24 protein-coding genes are annotated in these 24,766 nt (G+C 62.7%); 9 read left to right on the forward strand and 15 right to left on the reverse strand.

Features of this window, described 5'->3' with window-relative positions; all coding sequences use genetic code 11:
• Positions 1 to 3: 3 nt before the first annotated feature.
• Positions 4 to 750, reverse strand: coding sequence for a 4-hydroxy-tetrahydrodipicolinate reductase (gene dapB, locus ACFCW2_RS07830; protein WP_379545430.1), 747 nt, complete (start codon positions 748 to 750; stop codon positions 4 to 6).
• Positions 751 to 859: 109 nt separating this feature from the next.
• Here dapB and ACFCW2_RS07835 point away from each other — a divergent pair, with 109 nt between their 5' ends.
• Positions 860 to 1,561, forward strand: coding sequence for an NAD-dependent deacylase (locus tag ACFCW2_RS07835; RefSeq protein ID WP_379545432.1), 702 nt, complete (start codon positions 860 to 862; stop codon positions 1,559 to 1,561).
• Between the two features lie 424 nt (positions 1,562 to 1,985).
• Here the strand turns inward: ACFCW2_RS07835 and ACFCW2_RS07840 are convergent, their stop codons facing one another.
• From ACFCW2_RS07840 to mutM, 4 genes are all read right to left on the reverse strand, one after another.
• Positions 1,986 to 2,762: a HesA/MoeB/ThiF family protein gene (locus ACFCW2_RS07840; protein WP_379545434.1), complete on the reverse strand. Its 777-nt coding sequence runs from the start codon at positions 2,760 to 2,762 to the stop codon at positions 1,986 to 1,988.
• Positions 2,763 to 2,985: 223 nt separating this feature from the next.
• The gene (gene dnaA / locus ACFCW2_RS07845; RefSeq protein ID WP_379545437.1) at positions 2,986 to 4,446 is read right to left on the reverse strand and encodes a chromosomal replication initiator protein DnaA; all 1,461 of its coding nucleotides are present in this window, start codon (positions 4,444 to 4,446) and stop codon (positions 2,986 to 2,988) included.
• Between the two features lie 422 nt (positions 4,447 to 4,868).
• Entirely contained in the window at positions 4,869 to 5,129 is a 261-nt protein-coding gene (gene rpsT / locus ACFCW2_RS07850; protein ID WP_379545439.1) for a 30S ribosomal protein S20, read from the reverse strand.
• 311 nt (positions 5,130 to 5,440) lie between these two features.
• Complete coding sequence (mutM, locus tag ACFCW2_RS07855; RefSeq protein WP_379545441.1) at positions 5,441 to 6,256, reverse strand: bifunctional DNA-formamidopyrimidine glycosylase/DNA-(apurinic or apyrimidinic site) lyase; 816 nt, start codon at positions 6,254 to 6,256, stop codon at positions 5,441 to 5,443.
• Positions 6,257 to 6,500: 244 nt separating this feature from the next.
• On the opposite strand from mutM, the gene ACFCW2_RS07860 reads away from it, so the two are divergent.
• Together ACFCW2_RS07860 and ubiB are read left to right on the forward strand one after the other, a co-directional pair.
• The gene (locus ACFCW2_RS07860; RefSeq protein WP_379545443.1) at positions 6,501 to 7,244 is read left to right on the forward strand and encodes a class I SAM-dependent methyltransferase; all 744 of its coding nucleotides are present in this window, start codon (positions 6,501 to 6,503) and stop codon (positions 7,242 to 7,244) included.
• Between the two features lie 4 nt (positions 7,245 to 7,248).
• On the forward strand, positions 7,249 to 8,802 hold the full coding sequence (gene ubiB, locus ACFCW2_RS07865) for a 2-polyprenylphenol 6-hydroxylase (protein WP_379545445.1): 1,554 nt from the start codon (positions 7,249 to 7,251) through the stop codon (positions 8,800 to 8,802).
• A 5-nt stretch (positions 8,803 to 8,807) separates the two neighbouring features.
• Here the strand turns inward: ubiB and ACFCW2_RS07870 are convergent, their stop codons facing one another.
• Positions 8,808 to 9,215: a DUF4345 family protein gene (locus ACFCW2_RS07870; protein ID WP_379545447.1), complete on the reverse strand. Its 408-nt coding sequence runs from the start codon at positions 9,213 to 9,215 to the stop codon at positions 8,808 to 8,810.
• Positions 9,216 to 9,398: 183 nt separating this feature from the next.
• Between ACFCW2_RS07870 and ACFCW2_RS07875 the strand changes: the two genes are divergently transcribed.
• Together ACFCW2_RS07875 and dut are read left to right on the forward strand one after the other, a co-directional pair.
• The gene (locus ACFCW2_RS07875; protein ID WP_379545449.1) at positions 9,399 to 11,102 is read left to right on the forward strand and encodes a bifunctional phosphopantothenoylcysteine decarboxylase/phosphopantothenate synthase; all 1,704 of its coding nucleotides are present in this window, start codon (positions 9,399 to 9,401) and stop codon (positions 11,100 to 11,102) included.
• Positions 11,095 to 11,556 carry a dUTP diphosphatase gene (gene dut / locus ACFCW2_RS07880; protein WP_379545452.1) on the forward strand — a complete coding sequence of 154 codons (462 nt, stop codon included), beginning with the start codon at positions 11,095 to 11,097 and terminating at the stop codon, positions 11,554 to 11,556. The genes ACFCW2_RS07875 and dut overlap by 8 nt, the downstream gene beginning before the upstream one ends.
• 111 nt (positions 11,557 to 11,667) lie before the next feature.
• Here the strand turns inward: dut and ACFCW2_RS07885 are convergent, their stop codons facing one another.
• The 4 genes from ACFCW2_RS07885 to secB all read right to left on the reverse strand — a co-directional run bounded on the left by ACFCW2_RS07885 (position 11,668) and on the right by secB (position 15,771).
• Entirely contained in the window at positions 11,668 to 12,378 is a 711-nt protein-coding gene (locus tag ACFCW2_RS07885) for a DUF4136 domain-containing protein (RefSeq protein WP_379545454.1), read from the reverse strand.
• 192 nt (positions 12,379 to 12,570) lie between these two features.
• A complete protein-coding gene (trpS, locus tag ACFCW2_RS07890; protein ID WP_379545456.1) occupies positions 12,571 to 13,587 on the reverse strand; it encodes a tryptophan--tRNA ligase in 1,017 nt (338 codons plus the stop codon).
• 31 nt (positions 13,588 to 13,618) lie between these two features.
• Positions 13,619 to 15,190, reverse strand: a complete 1,572-nt coding sequence (gene murJ / locus ACFCW2_RS07895) for a murein biosynthesis integral membrane protein MurJ (RefSeq protein ID WP_379545458.1) — start codon at positions 15,188 to 15,190, stop codon at positions 13,619 to 13,621.
• 41 nt (positions 15,191 to 15,231) lie between these two features.
• A complete protein-coding gene (gene secB / locus ACFCW2_RS07900; protein WP_379545460.1) occupies positions 15,232 to 15,771 on the reverse strand; it encodes a protein-export chaperone SecB in 540 nt (179 codons plus the stop codon).
• A gap of 335 nt (positions 15,772 to 16,106) precedes the next feature.
• Between secB and ACFCW2_RS07905 the strand changes: the two genes are divergently transcribed.
• The 3 genes from ACFCW2_RS07905 to ACFCW2_RS07915 all read left to right on the forward strand — a co-directional run bounded on the left by ACFCW2_RS07905 (position 16,107) and on the right by ACFCW2_RS07915 (position 18,655).
• Positions 16,107 to 16,769, forward strand: a complete 663-nt coding sequence (locus tag ACFCW2_RS07905; protein WP_379545462.1) for a Tim44/TimA family putative adaptor protein — start codon at positions 16,107 to 16,109, stop codon at positions 16,767 to 16,769.
• Between the two features lie 70 nt (positions 16,770 to 16,839).
• Positions 16,840 to 18,048 (forward strand): murein transglycosylase A, encoded by a 1,209-nt coding sequence (gene mltA, locus ACFCW2_RS07910; RefSeq protein ID WP_379548949.1) that lies wholly within the window; start codon positions 16,840 to 16,842, stop codon positions 18,046 to 18,048.
• Positions 18,049 to 18,058: 10 nt separating this feature from the next.
• Positions 18,059 to 18,655 (forward strand): Smr/MutS family protein, encoded by a 597-nt coding sequence (locus ACFCW2_RS07915; RefSeq protein ID WP_379545464.1) that lies wholly within the window; start codon positions 18,059 to 18,061, stop codon positions 18,653 to 18,655.
• A 42-nt stretch (positions 18,656 to 18,697) separates the two neighbouring features.
• On the opposite strand, the gene ACFCW2_RS07920 is transcribed toward ACFCW2_RS07915, so the two are convergent.
• Positions 18,698 to 19,240: a DUF2306 domain-containing protein gene (locus ACFCW2_RS07920; RefSeq protein ID WP_379545466.1), complete on the reverse strand. Its 543-nt coding sequence runs from the start codon at positions 19,238 to 19,240 to the stop codon at positions 18,698 to 18,700.
• A 159-nt stretch (positions 19,241 to 19,399) separates the two neighbouring features.
• Here ACFCW2_RS07920 and ACFCW2_RS07925 point away from each other — a divergent pair, with 159 nt between their 5' ends.
• A complete protein-coding gene (locus tag ACFCW2_RS07925; protein ID WP_379545468.1) occupies positions 19,400 to 20,197 on the forward strand; it encodes a LytTR family DNA-binding domain-containing protein in 798 nt (265 codons plus the stop codon).
• Positions 20,198 to 20,203: 6 nt separating this feature from the next.
• On the opposite strand, the gene ACFCW2_RS07930 is transcribed toward ACFCW2_RS07925, so the two are convergent.
• The 4 genes from ACFCW2_RS07930 to aroC form a co-directional block, all read right to left on the reverse strand.
• On the reverse strand, positions 20,204 to 20,824 hold the full coding sequence (locus ACFCW2_RS07930; RefSeq protein ID WP_379545470.1) for a Pr6Pr family membrane protein: 621 nt from the start codon (positions 20,822 to 20,824) through the stop codon (positions 20,204 to 20,206).
• Between the two features lie 112 nt (positions 20,825 to 20,936).
• Positions 20,937 to 23,141, reverse strand: a complete 2,205-nt coding sequence (katG, locus tag ACFCW2_RS07935; RefSeq protein WP_379545472.1) for a catalase/peroxidase HPI — start codon at positions 23,139 to 23,141, stop codon at positions 20,937 to 20,939.
• Between the two features lie 112 nt (positions 23,142 to 23,253).
• Positions 23,254 to 23,607, reverse strand: a complete 354-nt coding sequence (locus ACFCW2_RS07940) for a thiol-disulfide oxidoreductase DCC family protein (protein WP_379545474.1) — start codon at positions 23,605 to 23,607, stop codon at positions 23,254 to 23,256.
• A 65-nt stretch (positions 23,608 to 23,672) separates the two neighbouring features.
• Positions 23,673 to 24,764 (reverse strand): chorismate synthase, encoded by a 1,092-nt coding sequence (gene aroC, locus ACFCW2_RS07945; protein WP_379545476.1) that lies wholly within the window; start codon positions 24,762 to 24,764, stop codon positions 23,673 to 23,675.
• Positions 24,765 to 24,766: the final 2 nt, after the last annotated feature.

The raw sequence follows: 24,766 nt of genomic DNA on the forward strand, positions 1-24,766 counted from the left end.
TTTTCAGCCAATACCGAGCACATCGTTCATCGAATAGCGCCCCGGTTCTCGTTCGACGAGCCATGCGGCTCCGCGAACGGCACCGCGGGCGAAGATGCTGCGGTTTTCAGCCAGATGCGACAGGGTGATGCGCTCTTGCTCGCCGGCCAGAATGACCGAATGGTCGCCCGCCACCGTTCCGCCGCGCAGAGCGGCAAAACCGATCGCGCCTGTAGGACGCGCGCCGGTGTTTCCATCGCGCCCGCTGTCGGTGTGGTCCGCCAGATCAATGCCGCGCCCCGTCGCAGCCGCCTCGCCCAGCAGCTTCGCCGTACCGCTCGGCGCATCGACTTTCATCCGGTGGTGCATCTCGACAATCTCGATATCCCAATCGGGGCCAAGCCTTGCGGCGGCCTCCTGCACCAGATGCGCCAGCAGCGTGACGCCCAGTGATGTGTTTCCCGTCTGCAAAACCGGCACAGCGCGGGCGGCATTGTCGATCGCGGTGAAATGCGCCGCCTCCAGCCCGGTGGTGCCGATCAGGATCGGGATGCCCGCTCCAATGGCGGCGTGCAGATTGCCCTCCAGCGCGGCGGGGGCAGAGAAATCGACCAGCGCATCGCTTCGGTCCGCCAACGCCGCGACATCGCCGCCCCCTTGGTCATGGGCATCCACGCCGCCTGCGTGGGAATGTTCCTCCGAAGACCCTAGCACGTCGGCAATCGCCTGCCCCATGCGCCCTTCGCTGCCGATGATACCGATACGTGCCACATTCACTCCCGCTCATCCTGAGCTTGTCGAAGGATCGCCCTTACCCCATGCCCTGCGCTAGAAGAAAGTGCAGGGGTTGGACAAGCTCAGCCCGAACGGAGGTGGGGGTTTGTCCCGAAGCATTGAGAACATCGTCATCCTGACAGGCGCAGGCATCTCCGCCGAAAGCGGCATCGACACATTCCGTGACGCTGGTGGGCTGTGGGAACAGCACCGGGTGGAGGATGTCGCCACACCCGAAGGCTTCGCCCGCGATCCGGAGCTGGTGCAGCGGTTCTACGACATGCGCCGCGCGGCGGTGCAGGAGGTCGAGCCCAATCCCGCCCACCATGCGCTGGCACGGCTGGAGCGCGAATTTCCCGGCGAACTGTTGCTGGTCACCCAGAATGTCGATGACCTGCACGAGCGGGCGGGCGCCTCTCCGCTGCATATGCACGGGGAGCTGCTGAGCGCGCTGTGTGCAATATGCGAGGCGCGCCATCGATGGACCGGCACGCTGATCGAGGGGCCGCCATGTCCGGCTTGCGCGGCCAAGGCGCTGCGCCCCGATGTCGTGTGGTTCGGTGAGATGCCCTACCAGATGGACCGTATTTACCGCGCACTGGCGTCGTGCGACCTCTTCGTGTCCATCGGCACCTCAGGCGCAGTCTATCCGGCAGCAGGCTTTGTGCAGGAGGCAAAGGGCCACGGCGCACAGACGCTGGAGCTCAATCTGGAACCCAGCGAAGGCTCCCACTGGTTCGACGAATCGCGCCACGGCAGGGCGGGGGAACTGGTGCCTGAGTGGGTGGGGGAGGTTCTTACGACATAATCGCCGGACAGGTTGCTAAAGCTCATGTAAGCGATGTCAGCGCCAGCCCCCCGGTTGGAAGAGAAGCACAACAGCCATGAAACTCGCTATCACACATAGAATAAGTGAACAGTACGCAATCCAAGCGCCCAGAAAACGACGCTTCGTTCCCTTCCTCGAGGATTTTCTAAGTCGTCGCGCGAAAAGAAAAGTTCCCCCAAAAACGACCGCGTATACTGCAGCAAGGTAATCGCCAGTTCCGAATAAAAGCCCGACGGGGATGACGGCAAGCGAAACCAAGCCAAGAGCAACATTACCCCCGACTACGCCAAACGCGATTGCCCCGCTCTCCTTATTGTTGCGGTGCATCTGGCCTTGGGGATCGCTGTTAAGGGAGCTCATTTCTTTGGGTATGATGCCTAATCTTGTTGCGCAAGGCTAGAGGCTAACGGGCATTCCCAGCACACCCGCCACAAGCCGCATCCTTCCCAATCGTCAGCGTCCGCATCCCCGGCTTCAGGCCATCCATAAGATGCAGTTTGCCCCATTGCGGGTCCCCGAATGTGGCCTTGCCGTCCAGCAGCACCCGGACCGCCTGCATCGCGGCGAAGCTGCCGGTCCAGCCGACCATTGCGCCCAGAATGCCGTCCTCGGCGCAGGTGTCGCAGTCTTCCGCGTCAAAGGCATCGCCGACGAAGCAGCGGTAGCAGGGCTGATCGGGCAGGTGCCCGGCAAAGGCGCCGACCTGCCCCTGAAAGCGGCCCACGGCGGCTGACAGCAGCGGCACGCCCACCGCTACGCAGGCATCGGATATGGCAAGACGGGTGGCGAAATTGTCGGTCCCGTCGATCACCAGGTCCGCGCCGCCGACCAGTTCGCGGGCGTTGCCGCTGCCGATCCGCGCATCCTCGATCCGCACCTGCAGCTCGCGGTCGAAATTCGCCACCCAGCGGCGTGCGGACACTGCTTTGCCATGGCCGATATCGCGCTCGGTGTAGATCGTCTGGCGCTGGAGATTGCTCGCCTCGACATCGCCATCATCGAGCAAGGTAAACTGCCCCACACCAGCGCCTGCCAGATATTGCAGCACCGGCGCGCCTATCCCGCCAAGTCCGGCAAGCACCACATGCGCCTGCGCCAGCGCCGCCTGACCCGCTCCACCGATTTCCGGCAGGACAATATGGCGGGCGAAGCGCTCGGTGCGGGCTGGGGACAAGCTCATGGATAAGCTGTTTAGAGCCTGTGGGAATGGTGTCGATTGTTTGTTTAGCCTCAAGCGCCGGCGGTCGCATTTGCTCCCTCAGGCTTCCGGCCTACCGGCCGGCGCGCGGTCGCGCGCTGTCGTCTCCTAAGGGCGCCGAGACCTGCGCTAGTCTTGCAGGATTCGTTCGGTCGCACCTAGCGAGGACGAACCCGCGGATGCGGGGTCGCAAAACAAAAACCTCTCAGCTTTCAAGCTGCCGCAGCAGGCTCCGCACATCGCCGTCCATATCGGCATCGCGCTGGCGCAGATCTTCGATCAGGCGCACCGCGTGAATGACTGTGCTGTGATCGCGCCCGCCGAATTTGCGGCCGATTTCGGGGTAGCTGCGCGGGGTCAGGCATTTGGAAAGATACATCGCCACCTGCCGCGGGCGCACCACCGCGCGGGCGCGGCGTTTGCTGCTCATTTCGCTGCGGTCGATGCGGTAGAACTGGCAGACCGTGCGCTGGATTTCGTCGATCGTGATCCGGCGGCGATTGGCCGACAGGATATCGGTCAGCTGCTCTTCCGCCAGTTGCAGCGAGACGACCTGGCCGGTCAGCTGGGCATAGGCGATCAGCTTGTTCAGTCCGCCGACCAGCTCACGGACATTGCGCGTGATGGTCCGGGCGAGGAAGTCGATCACGTCTTCGGGCACAGCCAGCGGCGCGAACCGGGTCAGCTTGCTTTCGAGGATTTTCTTGCGCAGCTCGATATCGGCTGGCGCGATGTCCGCGACCAGACCCATCGACAGGCGGCTGAGCAGGCGCGGCTCCACACCGTCCAGTGCCTGCGGTGCACGGTCGGCGGCAAAGACGATCCGTTTGCCCTCGGCCAGCAGCGCATCGATGGTGTACAGCAGCTCTTCCTGAGCGCTCGCCTTGCCGATGATGAACTGGATATCGTCCACCAGCAGCAGATCGAAACTGCGCAGGCGGGCCTTGAATTCAATCGTCTGGTTCGATTTCAGCGCCTGAACGAATTCGACCATGAACCGCTCTGCGCTGCAGTAGAAAATGCGCGCACGGGGATGGGTGGCCAGATATTGGTGGCCGATGGCGTGCAGCAAATGCGTTTTGCCCTGACCGGTCGCGGCCTTCAGATAAAGCGGGCTGAACTGCGGTGTTTCGGTGGCGGCCATGCGCTGCGCCGCGTTGAAACCCAGAATGTTGGTTTCGCCAGTGATGAATGCAGCCAGTGTCAGCGACGGGTCAAGCCCGACCGAACTGGTAAAGCCCGCATCGCCGATCGTGGTACCTGCCCCTGCCAGCATGGAGCCGATATCCATCCCGTCATTAGCCGGACGGCGACCATCGCCCAGCGGCAGGTCGGCCAGTTTGCGACGGCCCGGATGAACCTGAATATTCACGCTGCGGATTTCGCTGCGGGCAATCTTCCACGCCAGCGTCAGCCGGTCGGCAAAGCGGTCCTTCACCCAATTCGCGCTGAATTCGGTAGGCATGTAGAGATCGAGCACGCCGGTTTCGGCATCGATGCCGCCCAGCTGGATCGGCTTGATCCACTGGCTGAATAGCTGATGGCCCAGATCCTTGCGCAGGCCGGCGCTGATATCGGACCAGTCAGCGGCGAGGTTCACTGCATCCTGATCTTCCGGCTCGGCCCCTTTTCTGCGTGCCGAACCATTACCGCTACCACTTGCCATATGCGCGCACCCTCTCCGTTACCGGAATCGCCTTCGATCCGGCTGTTCTCGTCTTATTGACAGGCAAAGCTTCGCCTTGACCCGAAACAGGCGTTTCGGGGTTCCCCCCCGTCATTCCGTTTGTAAGTGCCGGCCTGTCCCGTGCCAGCGCTGAGCCCTTTAAAGAGGGTCCCGCGATGAGTCGCAAGCGCAGAACTGTAAATAATATGAAATAAAGAAATTGACACGCCGCAACACCGCAGGCGTGCGTTTAACAGACTGTTTACCAACAACATTCCCTTTGCAGGGGCCGCGAATCGCGGGAAATCCTAGGGTTCGCGTGCCGCGCGCTGTCACACGCATGTCATAGACGCAAAAAGGGCCGCCAGGCGGAAGCCGGCGGCCCTTCGTATTTCTACGTTACCGACCAAAGTCGGTAGCGGTTAGAGCGCTGCGACTCGCTTTGACAGACGGCTCATTTTGCGAGCGGCTGTGTTCTTGTGCATCACGCCGCGCGCGACACCGCGAGCCAGTTCGGGCTGGGCGGTGTGCAGAGCTTCTGCCGCTGCTTTCGCGTCGCCACTTTCCAGAGCGGTTTCGACCTGCTTCAGGTAAGAGCGAATGCGGCTCATGCGCGCACCGTTGATTTCGGCGCGGCGATTGTTGCGGCGGATACGTTTGCGGGCTTGCGGCGTGTTGGCCATGGTCGTCCTTGATGTCTGGCCGCTGGTTGGTCGGCCCGATGAAACTGTCTCGTGTATACGAAAAAGCGGCGCAGAAACGCCGTGAAGCGGGGCACATAAGTGGGATGAGTCGAATCGTCAATGTTTGTTTGGTGCGGTTCGGACTTCCGTCCGAACCTTGCGGTGCCAGCCCGGCTCCCCCTCCCAACCACCCGATACCGTATCGGAGAATGATCGGGTGGTTGGGAGGGGGAGACGGGCCGGCACCGGATTCGCCGTGAGGCGAGAAAACAAACGTGCGGGCCACAGAGCGCGTCGCTCCGAACTCCCCCCTACCTCTGACACCTCGGACAATACCAGGTGCTGCGCCCGCCCTGCGTAAAGCGCCGGATTACGCCGCCATCTTCGCGGTGGCAGGGTTCGCCCTCGCGGCCATAGACGTGAAAGCGCGTGGCGAAATATCCCAGCTCTCCGTCGGGTCGGGCGTAATCGCGCAAAGACGAACCTCCGTCACGAATCGACTGCTCCAGCACGCTGCGGATTTCGGGGACCAGCCGCTCCAGCGCCTTGAGCGATACCCGTCCGGCGGCCTTGCGCGGATTGATCCCCGCGCGCCACAGCGCCTCGCACACATAGATATTGCCGAGCCCTGCAACGATCCGCTGATCCAGCAGCATCAGCTTCACCGATTGTTTGCGATCCTTGAAAGCACTTCGCAAATGACGCGCGGTCAGCAGGTCGCCCAGCGGCTCCGGACCCATCGCGGCGAAAGAAGGCCATTGATCGAGCGCGGGCGTATCGACCAGATCGACCCAGCCGAACCGGCGCGGATCGCACAGGGCAAACTGGTGGTCGGCGGTCTCCAGCACCAGATGGTCGTGCTTGTCCGGTGCTTCGGGATCGATGCGCCAGCGCCCGCTCATCCCCAGATGGAAGATCATCGTCCGGTCGCGGTCGGTATGGAGCAAACCATATTTGGCCCGGCGCCCCAGAGAATTGATGCGTGCACCCGTCAGCGCCTGCACCAGATCGGGTGGGAAGGGGCGGCGCATATCGGGCCGGTTGACCGCGACGCGCACAATCCGCTGCCCCTGCAGGAACCGCGCAAGGCCGCGCACCGTAGTTTCTACTTCGGGGAGCTCGGGCATATTTTTCCGGCTCTTCTACAGATGTGGCGCGGAGGCAAGGGATTGATCGCCGTATGACGGTGCCGGCCCACTCCCCCTCCCAGCCACCCGATACCCTACCAAGGCATGATCGGGTGGCTGGGAGGGGGAGTGGGCTGGAACCGCCTTCCTCTTGCCGCGTCAAATAAGAAGCAACAGGTTCCCCTATCACCCCCTGCGCAAGACCACTATGCCATCCCCGCAATTCCTCCTAAGGCGCGACCCTATGACAGAACCTGCAAAGAGCACCGCTTCCTTCGGTTATGAAGATATCGCCGTGGAGGAGAAAACCGAACGCGTCGGCGCGCTGTTTTCGCAGGTTGCCGAGAAATACGACATCATGAACGACGCCATGTCGGGCGGGATGCACCGGCTGTGGAAGGACCGCTTCGTGCGCCGGGTCAAACCGCAGGCTGGCGAGGCGATCTTGGACATGGCGGGCGGCACGGGTGACATTGCCTTTCGCATGGTGCCCAGCGGCGCAGAAATTACCGTGGCCGACATCAATCAGGAAATGCTGGATGTGGGCGTAGAACGCGCGATGGAGCGCGGGGTCGATGGGCTGGTGTGGAGCCGCCAGAATGCCGAGGAGCTGGATTATATTGACCGGCAGTTTGACGCCTACACCATCGTTTTCGGCATCCGGAACGTGACCCATATCGACCGCGCGCTGGCAGAAGCGCACCGCGTGCTGAAACATGGCGGGCGGTTCTACTGCATGGAATTTAACAGCACGCAGTGGCCGGGCTTCAAGGAAATCTACGACGCCTATTCGCACAAGCTGATGCCCAAAATCGGCGGACTGATTGCGGATGACGAGGACAGCTATCGCTATCTCGCCGAATCGATCCGCCGCTTCCCCCCGATGGAAACGTTCGAGCGGATGATCCGCGATGCAGGCTTTGCCCAGACGAAGGTGGAGCCGATCCTTGGTGGGGCTGTGGCGATCCATTCCGGCTGGAAGATTTAGCCGGGTGACGAGACCAGCAACACATATCTGGCGGCTTCTGAAATGGGGCCGGACCGCTGCCAGGCATGGCGCGCTGCGCGGGATCGAAAGCGATCCAAACACGCCCGATCCGGTGCGCAGGCTGACCCGTCTCGCGCGGCTGGGCACGATGCAGCCCAAGACGCCCGATTATGCCGAGGCGTTTCGCGCCATCGGGCCTGCGGCGATCAAGCTGGGCCAGTCGCTCGCCACGCGGCCCGATCTGGTGGGGGACGAGGCGGCGCAGAACCTGCTATCGCTGCAAGACAATCTGCCTCCGGTCGCTTTCGAGCAAATCGAAAACGCGGTCGCCGCAACATTCGAGCAGCCGCTCGATACGCTTTTCACCAGCATCGATCCCGATCCGGTCGGCGCGGCTTCCATCGCGCAGGTTCACCGCGCGATGACCAGCGACGGGCGGGAGGTCGCCTTGAAGGTGCTGCGCCCCGGTATCCGCGAGAAATTCGCCCGCGACATTGCCACGTATGAATGGGCTGCTGCGCATGTCGAGGCGATGGGCGGGGAGGCCGCCCGCCTGCGCCCGGCTCTGACGATTGCCAATTTCAAGCGCTGGACCAATTCGGAACTCGATCTGCGGCGCGAGGCCGCCAGCGCCAGCGAACTGGCCGAGGCCATGCACGGCTTTGACGGCTTTCGGGTGCCGACAATTGACTGGGACCGCACCAATGGCAAGGTGATGACCATCGAATGGATCGACGGCATAAAGATATCGCGCCGCGACGATCTGATTGCCGCCGGGCACGATCCCGCCGAACTGGCCGAGCGGCTGGTGCTGGCGTTCCTGACGCAGGCGATCAGTGGCGGGTTCTTCCATGCCGACATGCATCAGGGGAACCTGTTCGTGGAGGCGGACGGAACCATCGTGGCAATCGATTTCGGCATTATGGGCCGCATCGACCGGCGCGCGCGGCAATGGCTGGCGGAAATCCTCTATGGCTTGACGACGGGCAATTACCGCCGTGTGGCTGAGATTCACTTCGAAGCAGGGTATGTGCCCAGCCACCACGATGTCGGCGAGTTTGCGACCGCCCTGCGCGCTGTGGGTGAGCCGATGCGCGGCAAGCCGGTGAGCGAGTTGTCGGTCGGCCAGATGCTGGACGGGTTGTTCGCCATCACCCGCGATTTCGACATGCAGACCCAGCCGCATTTGCTGTTGCTGCAAAAAACCATGGTGATGGTGGAGGGTATCGCGACCCAGCTGAACCCGCAGATCAATATGTGGGACGTCAGCGCGCCTTATGTGCGCAGCTGGATCCGGGACGAGTTGGGACCGGAAGCGGCGATGGCCGATGCGGTGAAGGAAAACCTCGGCACCCTGCTGCGCCTGCCCGATCTTGTGCGACGCGTGGAGGACCGCTTCCCGGCCAAGGGTGGTGCGCCCGAAGCAGCACCGCTGCCGGAAATCGAGTTGATGTGGGAACGCCGCGCACGCGAAAAGTCCGCCGGCGGAAGCTGGGCGGGCTACATAATCTCCGCAGCAATCGGAGCGGGCGCGCTGGCGCTGGGCTGGATTGGCTGACGGCGCTACGCTTCGCGGATAGCTTCGCTGATCGGCTTGCGCACGGGCAACACCCACCAGCCAATCAGGCAGACGAGCACGGTGACCAGCTCGATCAGCATGAAGCCCGCCCAATACTGAAACCGGCCATCGGCCCACACGCTCACAAAACGCCCGATAAACGCGATGCCGAATAGGGCGGCGGATACCAGCAAGGGATCCCCGCGCCGTTGCCATGCGCCCCAGATCATTGCCCCGCCACCAACATAGAAAAACGCCGTCATATCGGCGCGCATCGTCGCCAGGCCGGAATTCCCGTCTGCAATCAGGCCAAAGTCACCACCCGCTGCTACCGGGTTCACGATAAAGCCCGCGCCCACGAATAGATAGAACAGCCCCATTACAAACAGCAGAGCCGAAAGAAACAAACGCATGCGATCCCCCAATTGTGTTTGCCGCCACGCTACAGGCCGTCGGGGCGGCGCGCTAGGCAAATCGTAACCATTCCCCAGCCAAGACTTCCACCGCACGCGCAGCCCCGCTAGGCTGACGCGGGTACAGCATATGGGGGATGGCGTTGTGGCCAAACTTGCAATTTTGCCAGCGGCGGCGAAGCCATGACCGCGCTTGGGACCGATACCGGCCCGCGCATTCTGCTGGTCGTTGGCGGAGGCATCGCGGCCTATAAGTCTTGCGAACTGGTGCGACTGATCCGCAGGAATGGCGGCGACGTTACCTGCGTGCTGACCGATGGCGGCGCGCAGTTCGTGACCCCGATGGCGCTGGCAGCGCTAAGCGAGAACGAAGTTCACACCACGCTCTGGGATCTCAAGAACGAAGTCGAGATGGGCCATATCCAGTTGAGCCGCGAGGCCGATCTGGTCGTCGTGTGCCCGGCCACCGCCAATATGCTGGCCAAGATGAGCGCCGGAATTGCCGACGATCTGGCGACCACGCTGATCTTGGCGACGGACAAGCCGGTGCTGGCCGTGCCTGCGATGAATGTCCGGATGTTCCAGCACGAGGCAACCCAGCGCAATATTGGCTGGCTGCGCGAGGCTGGCGTAGCCGTGATGGAGCCCGACACCGGCGCCATGGCATGCGGCGAATTCGGCCCCGGCCGCTTGCCCGAACCGGTGGATGTCTGGCGCGAGATTGCTCGCCAACTCGATATCGATCAGGGCGAAGAATCGCTGCTGGCGACGAACCGCGGCAGTGCGTCTGCGGCGGATGAAGTTGAGGAGACAGCGCGGGGCGGCGGACTGGGCGGATTGCTCTCGTCGCTTATCCCGCGCACCACGGCGCGGCGTTCTCAGGAAGAGCTCGACGCCCAGTGGGAGGAACCGGAAGGCGATATCCCAGAGGATGAGGAGCCGCCGGAGGACGAAGCCGACTGGGGCGAAACAGAGCTCGACGAGGCTGAAACCGATCCAACCTCTCCTGCACCTGAAACGGCACCTGTACCGGCCGCACCGCTGCTGGCCAGCAAGGGCAAGGCGCTGTCCGCCCCGCCGACCGATGTCGATGCGATCAATCACGAAGTTGCCACGGGAACGGGCGGCCAGAAGCCGGAGCCTCTTGTCGAAGAAACACCGCTGGAGGCCGATCCGCTGGCGGGGCAACCTGCGTTCGATGCCAACCCGGAGCATCGCCCGCTCTATGGCAAGCATGTGCTCATCACCGCCGGGCCGACGCGCGAGGCAATCGATCCTGTGCGCTACATCGCCAACCGGTCGAGCGGGAAGCAGGGCTTCGCCATCGCCGCCGCCGCCGCCGCTGCCGGCGCGCAGGTCACACTGGTCGCCGGTCCGGTGCATCTGGAAACGCCGCCGGGCGTGGACCGGATCGATGTGGAATCCGCCCGCGAGATGAACGAGGCGGTCCGTGCGGCTTTGCCCGCCGATGTCGCGGTGATGGTCGCAGCCGTTTCCGACTGGCGCACGCGCGATGTGGCCGACCAGAAGATGAAGAAACGCGGCAGCGCGCCGCCTGCACTGCTGCTGGAAGAGAACCCGGACATTCTCGCCAATCTCGCCGCTGACAAACGCCGCCCGGGCTTGTTGATCGGCTTTGCCGCAGAGACCAATGACGTGATCGAGAACGCGATTTCCAAGCGCAAGCGCAAGGGCGTCGATTGGATTGTCGCCAATGACGTCTCCGGCCCCGTCGGCGACAGCGTGATGGGCGGCACCCACAATCAGGTTCACATCGTGCGCGGCAAGACGGTTGAGGATTTGCCCGAACTGGCGAAGGACGATGTCGCGCGCCTTCTGGTGGAACGGATTGTCGAGGCTCTGGAAGAAGGCAATACCGATGACTGAGACAACGGTCGCTATCCAGCTGAAACGCCTGCCCCATGGGGAAGGCCTCGACCTGCCCACCTATGCCACCCAAGGTGCAGCGGGGATGGACGTGGTCTCCGCAGAGGACGCCGTCATCGCGCCAGGTGCGCGCCATGCGGTGGCGACCGGCCTCTCGGTCGCCATTCCAATGGGGTATGAAATTCAGGTGCGCCCGCGCTCCGGACTCGCGCTGAAACACGGGATCACCGTGCCCAACACGCCCGGCACGATCGATTCCGATTATCGCGGCGAGCTCAAAGTGATTCTGATTAATCACGGCACGCAGGACTTCACCATCGCGCGCGGAGACCGGGTGGCCCAGCTGGTGGTTGCGCCCGTGACGCAGGGTGAGTGGCAGGAAGTAGACGCTCTGGACGATACAGAGCGCGGCGCCGGCGGCTTCGGTTCGACCGGCGGCTCCGCCTCTCTCTAGCCCCTTCGTTCTAAATCTGCGCCAAATACGAAAAGGGCGAACCTGCTTTTGCAAGTTCGCCCTTAGAAGCGCGTCGATGCGACCCGAAGCGCTCTTTCGTTGCCGATCAGGTTAATTAACCCGGCGGACTTTCGTTTGTTCCGGCTTGATCGAAATGCGCAGGGTTTCGCCCGACTGCCCGGGGAAATCCGTGAACATGGCGTCGACCAGATTGGGCACCAGATATTGCAGGCGGTTGCTGGTCGACAGGGCCTGCGCCTTGCCTTCGAACAGCCGCTGTCCGGTCGCGGTATCATCGATCTTCATATCGATGCCGCTGGTATAGACCGTATAGCTGCGTACCTCATTTCCGCCGAACCAAGGATCATAGAAGCCGTAGCCCCACGCGCCCCGGGGCCGGTAGAAACCGCGATGGCGGAGGAATGGGTCGCGGTAAAACCCGCGGTGGAAGCGGCTGTAGCCAATCCACGGGCGGTAGAACGGATCGGCGCCAAAGCCCGTGCTGCGCACGCGTTCGCGGCCCTGATCGACGCCATAGTCAAAACGCACCAGCAGTGTGGCGTTTTCGGGCGAAGCTGCTGGAGTGTAGCCAAGCTCGCGCATTTCCGCACCAACCAGCGTGGCATATTGCGAGAACTCCAGCCCGCCCGCAAGCGCCGGATCATCCGCCACGACGGCGAAGGTCTGCCCCTGCGGTGCCGGCAATTGCGTCGCGAAGCGCGAAACATCGGCATTGAAGCCGGTGGCACAGGCTGACAGGCCCGCAAGCAACAATGGTGCTGCGGCAAAGCGCATCAGGCGTTTGCTGGTTGAAGTTTTCATGACGGCGGCCCTTTAATTTGTGTCGGCAGATGACGCAGCTAAGCCCACCCGTTCTGCATCGCGCCTGCCATCGGTATTTGCGACTATAACGCCGCGTTGTGAACGGTAATTGAACCCGCCACGCCGTCAATATGTTCCTTCTATAGCTGAAAAATCAAGGCCATAGCAGGCACGCGGGCCGATGGGCGGCCGTCAATGTCGCAGCAGGCCCAGCGCCTGATAGGCCGCCGTCAGAGTCGGTGCGGCGCTTTCCCGCGCTTTCGCCGCACCGCGAGCGAGAATCGCGTCGATTTCTTCAGGGTCAGCGAGCAATTCGCGCAGCCGCTGCGAAATCGGGCTGAGTTTGTCGATCATGAGCTCGCCCAGCGCGGGCTTGAATTTGCCGAATCCCTCGCCGCCAAAATCGCGCAACACCGATGCGGCATCGGTATCGGACAGTGCGGCATAGATCGTCACGAGGTTGAGCGCTTCGGGGCGATCTTCCAGCCCGGCCTCTTCTGAGGGAAGGGGTTCGGGATCGGTCTTGGCCTTTCTGACCTTCTTCATGATTGCATCGGCATCATCAACCAGCGCAATCCGGCTCATTTCTGATGGGTCGGATTTGCTCATCTTCGCGCTGCCATTGCGCAGCGACATGATCCGCGCGGCCTGCGGCGGCACGGTCGGTTCGGGGAGCGTAAAGACCGGCGCGTCCTCTGATGCGAAATCATTGTTGAATTTCTGGGCGATGTCGCGGGCCAGCTCCAGATGTTGCTTCTGGTCTTCGCCCACCGGCACGTGCGTCGCCTGATACAGCAGCACGTCGGCCGCCTGCAGCACGGGATAGCCGAACAGGGCGACGGACTGGCCTTCGCGGTTCTTGCCCGCCTTGTCCTTCCACTGCGTCATGCGGTTGAGCCAGCCCATCCGCGCCGTGCCATTGAGCAGCCATTGCAGCTCTGCGTGGGCGGGGACCTGCGCCTGATTGAACAGGGTGGAGCGCGTCGGATCGATGCCACAAGCAACCAGCGCAGCGGCCATCTCCAACGTGCCGCGCTTCAGCTCTGCCGGATCATGCGGCTGGCTGATGGCGTGCAGATCGGCGAGGAAGAAGAAACACTCCTGTCCCTCCTCCATGGCATCCTGCATGCGCACCCAGTTGCGGATCGCGCCCAGATAATTGCCGAGGTGGAGATTACCGGTGGGCTGGATGCCCGAGACGACTCGCATGGTGTGTGTCCTGAAGAATCGGGTGAGAGGATTAGCCTTGGCGGCGCATAAGCCGCGTGATTGTGGCGCGGTCAAGCACGCCGAGCGCGATGGCGGGAAGGGCGTAGGTCACAGCGCCGACTGCCATGATGGCACCGATGGCCGATGCCTGATCCAGCACGGAGCCAGTGAACCACGGGCTGATCTGCCCGGTCAACCACCAGAGAGCCACGCCCATAGCCGCTGCCGCCACGCAGATGCGGGCCACCCGCCCCAGCGTTCTGGCGGAAATGCGGTAGTAGTTCTTCGTGTAGAGGATCCCGCCCAGAAGCAGAATATTGACCCATGCCCCGGCTGCCCCCGCCACAGCCAGCCCTACCACTCCGATGCGCGGCACCAGCACGATGTTCAGCCCGACAGTGACGATCAGCGAGATCGCTGCCGTCACCACCGGGGTTCGCGTATCCTTGCGGGCGAAGAAATTGGGGGTGAGCACTTTCACCAACACATAAGCGGGAAGGCCCAGCACGAGCCCCTGAACCACCAGGCCGGTCATTAAAGCGTCTTCATTGGTGAAGTTCTGGCCAGCCATAAACACTTGGACAAAGCCGGCGCCGGTAAAGAACAGTGCCACGGCGCATGGCACGGTCAGCAGCATGGCGAGCTCTATCGCGTTGGATTGCAGGCGGGATGCTTCATCACCCTCTTCACGGCCAAGATGCCGCGACAGGGCCGGCAGGATCGCCGTGCCCAGCGCAATGCCGATAATGCCGAGCGGCAATTGGTTCCACCGGTCGGCCATCGCTAGATAGGTGTAGCTGCCGACCTCCAGCGTGGAGAGGAAGAACAGGTCGACGAAGCGGCTGATCTGGTAGACGCCGGCACCGAAAATGGCCGGGACCACAAGGACGCCCAGCTCCTTCACCCCGCCGGTCAGCTTTGGTGCGACCAGTGACAGGTTGAATCCAGCGCGGCGCATGAAAGCGCCCAGCCAGACAACTTGCAGCAGGCCCGATAGCGAGAGCGCCCACGCCATTGCCTGCGCCGAAGTCCAGCGGGCCTCGGCGCTATCACCAAGGCTCAGCCCGTAAGCGAGCGCAGCGATCAGGCAGATATTCAGCAGGATGGGTGCAGCCGCAGCCGCAGCAAAGCGCGACAAAGAGTTGAGCACCGCCGCAATCAGCGTCGCGACGCTCATGAACAACAGATAGGGGAAGGTCACACGGCCCATAAAGACCGCAATGGCCAGCGCATCGGGATCGTTCGCCAACCCGTCGGGCGCGAAGAACCCGACCACCCAGGGCATGGCGATCATCGCCGCTGCGCCGAACACGATCAGGATCGGTAGCAGGACCGCGAGCACGTTCTCGGCAAACATCCGCGCTTCGCTGACGTCGCCATCTTCCTTCATCCGCCGGTTGAACAGCGGGACAAATGCGCTGGCAAACGCCCCCTCGGCAAACAGGCGGCGGAAGATGTTGGGCAGCGTGAAGGCGAGCTGCCATGCATCGCCCATGGCGGTCGCGCCCAGCACGCGCGCGATCAATATATCGCGCACGAAGCCGAAGACGCGGCTGACCGCAGTCAGCCCGCCAATCGTCCCAACGTTTTTGAGCAGGCTCATGCGGTTATGCCCCTATCGGCGTCCGCATCCGGCCCTTTCACTCAGGCCGCGCCCGCCGGATCGCCCGCCGCGCCGCCTGCCTGTGCTTCTTCCTGCGCCTTTTGCTGCAGACGCTGCATATACAGCGCGTTGAAGTCGATCGGATCGAGCAGGAGTGGCTGGAAACCGGCATCGCGTGTTGCATCGGCCACGATGGCGCGGGCGAAGGGGAACAGGATGCGCGGGGCCTCTGCATAAAGAAACGCGTGTGCCTGATCTTCCGGCACATTGCGCACCGCGACCAGACCCGCATAGATCAGTTCGACCGCATACAGCACGCCGCTATCGGCCTTGGCACTCGCGTTCACGCGCACTTCCACTTCGTGCACGCCGTCGCCGGCTTCGGTCGCACCGATGTTCAGCTGCAGATCGACCTGCGGCGCTTCGTTCCACTGGAAGGATGCCGGGGCGTTGGGATTCTCGACCGAGAGATCCTTGATATATTGCGTCAGGAAACCGACCGATGGCTGGTTGTCCGCCCCGTTCGCGCCTGCTGCTGGATCGAGATCGAGATCGGTGAGGATGTCGCCTTCATCGGCCATGGAATACTGCCTTCATTAATGGATTATGGAATTTTCGAAATTGCGCCGCGCGCCTAGCACTGTGTGTGGCGGGCGGCAACAAATCGTCATGGGTTGTGATGGCGAAGCCGGGCGATCGGCCAAGCCGTCTGCACGCCCGATGGAACAGATTGCGGGCCGGAAAGCTTTGCTGGTGTCACCCCCAATGGTGCACGTTGTGGAAATGTCATAACGACCTATGTATGGGTGGTAACAGACTTCGATCGGGCGCAGCTGCCCGGACGGCTCTTCGCCCGGCCTTTACGGGGCGATGAAAAACCCCCTTCGCAAGGGGTTATGAAAGACAAGGTACGCCAGTGATTTACGAGATCGTCATCCTCGCCATGATTGCCGCCTTTTTGGGCTTGCGGCTGTATTCCGTGCTGGGCAACCGCGCCGAGCATGAGGAGGAGACGATCACGCACCGGTTCGATTCCGGGGACAGCGCAGTCGATCAACCTGTCCGCGAAGCGCCGCCTGCCGCGCCGGTTCAGGCGGTCAACACACAGCAGCAGGCCAATCTGTTGCCGGTGGTCGAAGAAGGCGTGCGGGCTATCGCGGCTGCCGATCGCAGCTTTGATGTGACCAGCTTCGTCGAAGGCGCGAAGGGCGCCTACGGCATGGTTCTGGATGCCTTCTGGAAAGGCGACAAGGACACATTGCGCGAGCTGTGCGACGATGATGTCTATGCCGGTTTCGCAGGCGCAATCGATGCACGCACCGCCGCTGGCGAGACGATGGACAACACGCTGATCCGCGTTGAAGAGGCGGTGATCCGCGATGCCGAACTGGATGGCCGCACCGCGCGTGTGACCATGCGCTTTGTTTCCGACATTGCCGCTGTCACCCGCGACAAGGACGGCGTGCTGATTGCCGGTTCGCTGGATGATGCGGTGGAAAGCCGCGACATCTGGACCTTTGCCCGCAATGTCGATGCGACCGGGCCGGATTGGCAACTGGTCGAAACCGACGAAGGCTGATCATCGGGTTTAATCCGCGCGGGCATATCGGCTGCGCCGCACTTGCGCTTTCGGGGGAATAGCAATGGCGATGCGTCAGGCGTTGAATGTGATGGCAATTGCCGCGCTGGCTGGTGTGGCCGGATGTGCCAGTACACCCGAACCCGTTAAGCCTCCAAGTCCGATTGCCGCCCCGGCTCCCACAGCACCTCCTGTACCCGAAGTGCAAAGCGCGGCATTTGTCGGCGTCGAGCGCGGACCGGCTTTCGAGGCTCTGCCCGTATCGGATAGCGACGCGAATGCCGCGCTCGCCGCCTTTGTCGAAAGCTGCGACTGGGTCAGCCGCAAGGATGACAAGAGCGGCCTGACCCGGCCGAGCGATTGGCAAGCCGCATGCGATGCCGCCCACAACACACGTTACGACCGTGGCCGCGCATTCTTTGCCGAGCATTTCCAACCGGTGCGGATCGGCAATGGCGAGGCGTTTGCCACCGGCTATTTCGAACCGGAACTGCGCGGCAGCCGGACGCGCGCCGCAGGGTATGATGTGCCGGTCTACTCCATGCCGGACGATCTGGTGCGCGCATGGCCCGAAACCATGGCCGAGAGCGAGCGTTCTGGCCGCCCGCCGCTTGGCCGCTATGACGAAACCGGTGCGCATGTGCCCTATTGGGACCGTGAGGCGATAGAGCTGGGCGCGTTGGCGGGACGCGGGCTGGAGATTGCCTGGGCCGCCGACGCGATCGAATTCTTCTTCTTGCAGATACAGGGCTCCGGCCTCCTGCGCCTGCCTGATAATTCGCTGATGCGGATCGGCTATGCCGGGCAGAACGGGCGCGGCTATACCGCGATTGGCCGGACTTTGCGTGAGCGCGGCGAAATCGGTGACGGCACAAACTACCCCGTCTCCATGCAAGGCATTGTCGATTGGCTGCGGGCCAATCCTAGCGAAGCTGACAGCGTGATGCGTGAAAACCAGAGCTGGATTTTCTTCCGCGAGCTGACCACCGACGGGCCGCTGGGATCACTCGGCGTGCCGGTGCGGGCGCGCGATTCCGTGGCCGTCGATCCGCGTTTTGTGCCTTACGGTGCCCCGGTGTTCCTCGATATAGAGGAAGACGAGGCGGACGGTCTGTGGGTGGCGCAGGACACTGGCGGCGCGATCAAAGGCGCGAACCGGTTTGACACCTTCTGGGGCAACGGCCCCAGCGCGCGCCGGATTGCTGGCGAGATGTCGAGTGGTGGCAATGCGCTGATCCTGCTGCCGAAGGGATCGGTTGACCGCCTGCTGGCGCGATGAGCCGACCCCTATGACACACCCGCGCGGTTTGACTCTGGAGGAGGCGGAGGCGTGGGAAGCGCTGTCGGCCACGGTCAATCCCCTGCATCCCCATACGCCTGTGCGCGTTGCCAAAGCAAAACCGGTGGCGCCCGCCCAGCATTTGAAGCCCGCTCCGCCGAAATTCGTCAAGCAGCCCAAGCGCGCACCCGTGGCGGCCACAAAGCCTGCGCTCGCCCCAAGTGCTCCCCCCGCTCGCGCCAAACCGCAAGCCCGCTCCCTGCGCGGAAGCCTCGACGGGCATTGGGATAGGCGCCTCAAATCGGGCGAGATCATGCCGGATGTCAGTCTCGATCTGCACGGCCATGGACTGGACGCCGCCTATACCCGCCTGATGCGCGGCATGATGCAGGCCAGCGCTTCGGGCGCGCGGGTAATGCTGGTGGTGACGGGGAAGGAACGGCCTGTGGATGCTGCGGACCGGGGCACCAGTCGCGGCGCAATCCGGGCGAAGATTCTCGATTGGCTGGCGGCCAGCGATTACGCAGACAATATCGCCGCCATCCGCAAGGCGCACCGCCGCCACGGGGGCGACGGCGCGCTGTATATTGTGCTGCGGCGGGGTTGATCGAGGCGCGCTGATAGGGCTGGGCTAAATGGGCCGGGCGGCTCAACCGTAGAGCATGACCCCCATCAGCCGATAATCGCCAAGGAATGCCCACACTCCTGGGATCATCAGCGAACCGAAGAACAATCCATAGATCTCGTTCTTATGCTTGCGCATGTCGCCTTTGCGGGCAGAACTGACCAGCGCCCAGACCGCGCGATAGGTCAGCGGTACGAAGATGTGGATCCAGCTCATTTCCATCCCGTCGCGGATGAACAGGGTGGTGGTGGCGGTGATAGCCATCAACAGCACCCAGAGCTTGCCCAGTTGCTTGTGCATCGGCGTGCCCTTGCGGTTCAGCAGCAGCCACATACCCAGCGGCACGCAGGGCAGCACCGTGATCACATGCAGGGTCACCGCCACGTTGCGCAGATGCGGCAGCTCTGGTGCAAAACCGAGCAGCGCGCGGCCAATGGCGAACAGACATACGGCCGTCATGCCTCCGCCGACAATGACAGTCGCTGCCCGAATGAAGGGGTCGATATTGGTGGTTGCGGAAGGCCGGAAGCGGGAAAGCAGGGGCAGTTGCTGGGTCAAGGTGGTCATCGGGGTTCTCCGTTTTTTGTAGATTGCCCCCTTTGTCTGGACGATGCCTGTTCGCCAGCAAGATCACCTGCGCAGGCTGGCATGATGCTTCGTAAAAAGCGCTGAATTCGGGCTATTTGCCACTTTACGAAGCGCGAATGGGCGCTAGTTTCGCGAGCGATGGCCAGCGATATCCACCCTCCAAAGGCCCCGCTTGCCCGGCGGCTGGTGATCGATTTTGCGATCATGACGATTGTCGGGATCGTGCTGGCGCTGATCGGGCCGTTTGGTAGTTTTCAGGATCCGCTGGCGACACGGCTGATCGTGTGGCTCGGCCTCGCCTATGCCGGATATGCGCTCTACACCCCGATCGATACGCTGGCGCAGCGGCTGGCACCCGTTCTGCAATTGCCGGTCTGGACCTTGCAATTGGCGGCTTGCCTGATTGCGACGGTGCCGATGGCGATTATCGTGTGGGTTCTCCCGCGCTATTCCAGCGGGGTGGAGTGGCCGGGGGCGAGCGTCGCCCTGCAGCATTATTTGCAGGTTCTGGTGATCGGCGCGATCATCACGGCGGTCTTTGTGATAGTGCGGCGGGACCCGGCACCCGAACCAGCGCCCATACCCCAGCCCGAGCCGAAGGCTTCGGAACAAGACACAACAGCGCGTGCCACCTTCATCGATCGTCTACCTCCTGAACTCGGCACACAGTTGATCGCGTTGGAGATGGAGGACCACTATGTCCGTGCGCACACTGCGCTCGGTTCCGATCTGGTGTTGATGCGGATGCGCGATGCGGTGGCGGAGCTGGACGGGATCGAGGGCCGCCAGGTCCACCGCAGCTGGTGGGTCGCGCGCGGCGCGGTCAGCGATGTGAAGCGCGAGGGGCGCAATATCCGGCTGGTGCTGGATGGCGGGCTGGAAGCTCCGGTGTCGCGCGCCAACGTCGCTCCGCTGAAAGACGCAGGCTGGCTGTAAAGCGCGCTATCGGCGGGTCAGCCGTTTGATTGCGATCAGTGCTGCTCCGGTCACTGCAAAGAATGCGGCCAAGCCCGTCTGGTAAAGCGCAATCTCGCCCCACGACAGCGTGCTCCGATCGAGAAAGAAATAGGCGTAGAAACCGGTCACTGCGCCCACGACCAGCGCAAACGCAGTGTAGACCAGCGGCCCGGCCATAATCACCACCAGCGCGCGCGGGATGGAGGCGACTTTGGGAGAGAACGCCATCCACCAGCCAATGGTCGCGACCGGGATGATCGTGTGGTGAAACTGGTTGGTCACGCGGTCCAGCCCGGCGGGGTGGTGCATCCCCGATAGCAGGCCCCAATAGACGACCGCGATGATCGCCAGCGCGGTGGACAGCGCCGCCATGATGTCCGCCCGCACGGTCTTGCCGCGCGCCAGATGCAGCATCAGGATCGCGGCGGCCAAATTGCCCCAGATGGTGAAATATCGCAGCATCAAGCCGGCAGAGGCGAACGGCGACAGCTCTTCGCCTGAATTGATCGTGATCTGCAGGCCCAGCGCGCCAAACGCGGCGAGCGCAATCGCCCCTGCGGATAGACGGGCGACTGGCGAAAGGCCGGATGTGGTCGGGGCGTTCATGCGGGTTCTTTCACAGGGTGGCTAAGCTTACGATGATAGCAAAAAGCCCCCGGCGTTTCCGCCGAGGGCTCCTTGCGACCCGAAGGATTATTCCTTTCGGGATTTTGTATTCTTAGGAATGATACTTCGCGTAAGAAATGTCAAACCGGTCTGCGTCCATCACCTTGGTCCATGCTGCGACGAAATCGCTGATGAAACGCTCTTCACCGCCATTTTCTGCATAGGTTTCAGCAATAGCCCGCAATTGCGAGTTGGAACCGAAGACCAGATCGGTGCGCGTGGCTGTGTATTTCTTTTCGCCAGACTTGCGATCGGTGCCGACAAATTCCTCGTCACCGCTCTCGTCGACCACGGTCCATTTGGTGCCCATGTCCAGCAGATTGACGAAGAAGTCGTTCGACAATGTGCCGGCCCGGTCGGTCAAAACGCCGTGCGACGTGTTGCCGGTGTTGGCTGCAAGCGCGCGCATCCCGCCGACCAATGCGGTCATTTCGGGGATGGACAGACCCAGCAGGTTCGCCTTGTCGACCAACATATCTTCGGTCTTCACCGATGCCTTGGTCCGCAGATAGTTGCGGAAACCATCGGCGAAGGGTTCCATTGGCTCCCAGCTTTCGGCGTCGAACTGGTCTTCGGTCGCGTCGCCGCGTCCGGTGGTGACATCGACGCTGACCGAGTGGCCGCCATCCTTGGCCGCTTTCTCGATCGCTGCCGCACCGCCTAGTACGATGGCATCCGCCATCGACAGGTCACCGCGAATACCGTCCAGCGTGCTCAGCACCTTGTCCAGCTCTTCGGTGTCGTTGACAGCCCAATTCTTGATCGCGTCAAACCGGATATGCGCGCCATTGGCCCCGCCGCGGTGGTCCGAATTGCGGTAGGTGGAAGCCGAAGCCCATGCCGCCTTGACCAGGGCCGATACGCTCAGGCCGCTATCCAGCACCTTCGCCTTGAAGGCGGAGACGGTGTCGGCTGACGGGGTTGTGCCAGCGGGGACCGGATCCATCCAGATCAGGTCTTCTTCCGGCACTTCAGGGCCCATGTAGCGGACCTTCGGGCCCATATCGCGGTGGCACAGCTTGAACCATGCGCGGGCGAAGGCGTCGTCCAGCTGTTCCGGGTTGGCAAGGAAACGCTCGGAAATCTTGCGATATTCCGGATCCATCTTCAGCGCCATATCGGCGGTGGTCATGATGGTCGGGACCTTCTTGTTCGGGTCACGTGCATCGGGGGCCATGTCGGCTTCTTCCGGATTGACCGGAGTCCACATCTTGGCGCCAGCGGGGCTTTCCGTCAGTTCGTAATCATACTTGAACAGCAGGCGGAAATAATCGTGGCTCCAGCTGGTTGGGTTGTTCGACCATGCGCCTTCGATGCCGGAGGTTGTGATGTTGCCCTTGGCAATCTCTTCCTCGTCATTCAGCCAGCCAAAGCCCTGCAGAGCGAGGACTTCGCTTTCCGGAGCGCCGCCGAACGTGTCGGACGGGGCCGCGCCGTGGGCCTTGCCAAAGGCGTGGCCGCCAGCGGTCAGAGCAACGGTTTCCTCGTCATTCATCGCCATACGGTCGAACGTGGTGCGCATGTCGCGGGCCGATTGCAGCGGATCGGGGTTGCCGCCCGGGCCTTCGGGATTGACGTAGATCAGGCCCATCTGGATCGCCGCGAGCGGGTTTTCCAGCGCCATGCCTTCATCGGGCTGGATGCGGGTTTCTGCGCCCGTATCGACCCACTGTTCTTCCGTGCCCCAATAAACCGTTTCTGGCTCAAACACGTCGGCACGGCCGCCGCCGAAACCGAAGACCGGGCCGCCCATGCTTTCGATGGCGACGTTGCCCGTCAGGATGAACAGATCGGCCCAGCTGATGTGCTTGCCGTATTTCTGTTTGATCGGCCACAGCAGACGGCGCGCCTTGTCGAGGTTGCCGTTATCGGGCCAGCTGTTGAGCGGAGCGAAACGCTGTTGGCCGCTACCTGCACCGCCGCGGCCATCGCCGGTGCGATAGGTGCCGGCGGCGTGCCATGCCATGCGGATGAAGAACGGGCCGTAATGGCCGTAATCGGCTGGCCACCACTCCTGATCGTCGGTCATCAGCGCGGTCAGATCAGCCTTCAGCGCATCATAATCGATCGCGTTGAAAGCTTCTGCGTAATCGAAATCTTCGCCCATCGGATCGGCAGTTTTGCCGCCCTGCGTCAGAATTTCGAGATCGAGGCTGTCGGGCCACCAGTCGCGGTTCTGCCGACCAAGCAGCGAGCGCATGCCCGCATCGCCATTGAAGGGGCATCCGCCGCTGATTTCACCTGTCTTCGCGTCCATTGTGTTCTCTCCTGAGATTTAGGGAATCGGTATAACTCTATGAGCGTTTGATGGGCCGAAAAGTTTCATCCGTCCAATCGATTAATTGCCGAATATTAATCGGCTTAGCCTGTCAGCGGCGAAAGAGCTTCTGGAGCTTTGGCCGATGCCGCAGGAACACGGTGTAAATCCGTTCCAAAACCCGCAGAACCGCTGCATTGCGGGCGAGCAGACCCAGCGGGCGCAGCATGGGAATGGCGCGCCACATGGCTGCAAAGGCCGCCGCCCCGGACAGCACTTCGCCATCCTCGCTCGCATGGAACCGGGCCAGCAATTCGCTTTGATCGATCGGGCAGCTTTCGGGCTGGCCTGCTGACACATCGACAAACTTGATTGCCCCGCGCCGGTCCAGTTTGCGCACGACGCCGATTTCCCGCAGGCAAAGCGGGCAAGCTCCATCGTACCAGACTGTGACGGCTGAACTCATGAGCTGCAGATGGTGCGGATCTCGCCGCGCTGCAAGCCGGGCCGAAGGACCATCTGCGCCGCCTGCTACCGCGTGCCCACCTGCGCGCGGTCGAGCAGGAAGTGATCGGCCAGCACCAGCGCCATCATCGCCTCCACCACCGGCACCCCGCGAATGCCGACGCAGGGGTCGTGGCGCCCCTTGGTGCGGATTTCGGTGGCATTGCCGTCGCGGTCGATCGTCTCCACGGGGGTCAGGATGGAACTGGTCGGCTTGAAGGCCACGCGGCTGCGCACCGGCTGTCCGGTGCTGATCCCTCCTGCGATGCCGCCTGCATGGTTGGCCCTGAATTCCGGAGTGTCGCCGTTACCGGGCCGCATGGCATCGGCATTGGCCTCTCCGCTGGCCATGGCAGCGGCGAAACCATCGCCGATCTCGACGCCCTTGGTAGCATTGATGCTCATCATGGCGGCCGCGATGTCGGCGTCCAGCTTGGCGTACACAGGCGCGCCCCAGCCAGCCGGAACGCCGGTTGCCTCGCACACCACATTTGCGCCCAGCGAAGAGCCAGCCTTCCGGGTATCGTCGATCAGCTTCTCCCAGGCTTTGGCGGCCTCGGGGTCGGGACAGAAGAAGGGGTTATTGCCGATCTCGTCCGCATCGAAGCGCGAGTAAAGGATGGGGCTCTCACCGATCTGCTCGGTCCAGCCGGTGATCGTGACATCGGGAATGATCTTACGCGCCACTGCGCCCACGGCCACCCGCATCGCGGTCTCCCGCGCGCTCGAGCGGCCACCGCCGCGATAATCGCGAAAGCCGTATTTGGCATCATAGGTGTAATCGGCATGGCCGGGGCGATAGGCCTTGGCGACTTCGGAATAGTCTTTGCTGCGCTGATCGACATTCTCGACCATCAGGCTGATCGGGGTTCCAGTGGTCCGCTGGACTCCATCAGGAGCCTCGAACACGCCGGAGAGGATGCGGACCTGATCGGGCTCGCGCCGCTGGGTGGTGAAGCGATTGGTGCCGGGACGGCGTTTGTCCATCCACGGCTGGATATCCTCTTCGCTGAGCGCGATGCCCGGCGGGCACCCGTCCAGCACCGCGCCAATGGCGGGGCCGTGGCTCTCGCCCCAGGTAGTAAAGCGCAAGATGCGTCCGAATGTGTTCCAGCTCATGT

This window comes from Qipengyuania algicola (assembly GCF_042492175.1).
Taxonomy (GTDB): Bacteria; Pseudomonadota; Alphaproteobacteria; order Sphingomonadales; family Sphingomonadaceae; genus CAJXSN01.

Bases quoted from the DNA above. Each gene is read 5' to 3' on its own strand.
- ACFCW2_RS07840 (WP_379545434.1), bottom strand. From the start codon at position 2,762: ATGAGCTTGTCCCCAGCCCGCACCGAGCGCTTCGCCCGCCATATTGTC.
- dnaA (WP_379545437.1), bottom strand. From the start codon at position 4,446: ATGGCAAGTGGTAGCGGTAATGGTTCGGCACGCAGAAAAGGGGCCGAG.
- rpsT (WP_379545439.1), bottom strand. From the start codon at position 5,129: ATGGCCAACACGCCGCAAGCCCGCAAACGTATCCGCCGCAACAATCGC.
- mutM (WP_379545441.1), bottom strand. From the start codon at position 6,256: ATGCCCGAGCTCCCCGAAGTAGAAACTACGGTGCGCGGCCTTGCGCGG.
- ACFCW2_RS07860 (WP_379545443.1), top strand. From the start codon at position 6,501: ATGACAGAACCTGCAAAGAGCACCGCTTCCTTCGGTTATGAAGATATC.
- ACFCW2_RS07870 (WP_379545447.1), bottom strand. From the start codon at position 9,215: ATGCGTTTGTTTCTTTCGGCTCTGCTGTTTGTAATGGGGCTGTTCTAT.
- ACFCW2_RS07875 (WP_379545449.1), top strand. From the start codon at position 9,399: ATGACCGCGCTTGGGACCGATACCGGCCCGCGCATTCTGCTGGTCGTT.
- dut (WP_379545452.1), top strand. From the start codon at position 11,095: ATGACTGAGACAACGGTCGCTATCCAGCTGAAACGCCTGCCCCATGGG.
- ACFCW2_RS07885 (WP_379545454.1), bottom strand. From the start codon at position 12,378: ATGAAAACTTCAACCAGCAAACGCCTGATGCGCTTTGCCGCAGCACCA.
- trpS (WP_379545456.1), bottom strand. From the start codon at position 13,587: ATGCGAGTCGTCTCGGGCATCCAGCCCACCGGTAATCTCCACCTCGGC.
- murJ (WP_379545458.1), bottom strand. From the start codon at position 15,190: ATGAGCCTGCTCAAAAACGTTGGGACGATTGGCGGGCTGACTGCGGTC.
- secB (WP_379545460.1), bottom strand. From the start codon at position 15,771: ATGGCCGATGAAGGCGACATCCTCACCGATCTCGATCTCGATCCAGCA.
- mltA (WP_379548949.1), top strand. From the start codon at position 16,840: ATGCGTCAGGCGTTGAATGTGATGGCAATTGCCGCGCTGGCTGGTGTG.
- ACFCW2_RS07915 (WP_379545464.1), top strand. From the start codon at position 18,059: ATGACACACCCGCGCGGTTTGACTCTGGAGGAGGCGGAGGCGTGGGAA.
- ACFCW2_RS07920 (WP_379545466.1), bottom strand. From the start codon at position 19,240: ATGACCACCTTGACCCAGCAACTGCCCCTGCTTTCCCGCTTCCGGCCT.
- ACFCW2_RS07925 (WP_379545468.1), top strand. From the start codon at position 19,400: ATGGCCAGCGATATCCACCCTCCAAAGGCCCCGCTTGCCCGGCGGCTG.
- ACFCW2_RS07930 (WP_379545470.1), bottom strand. From the start codon at position 20,824: ATGAACGCCCCGACCACATCCGGCCTTTCGCCAGTCGCCCGTCTATCC.
- katG (WP_379545472.1), bottom strand. From the start codon at position 23,141: ATGGACGCGAAGACAGGTGAAATCAGCGGCGGATGCCCCTTCAATGGC.
- ACFCW2_RS07940 (WP_379545474.1), bottom strand. From the start codon at position 23,607: ATGAGTTCAGCCGTCACAGTCTGGTACGATGGAGCTTGCCCGCTTTGC.
- aroC (WP_379545476.1), bottom strand. From the start codon at position 24,764: ATGAGCTGGAACACATTCGGACGCATCTTGCGCTTTACTACCTGGGGC.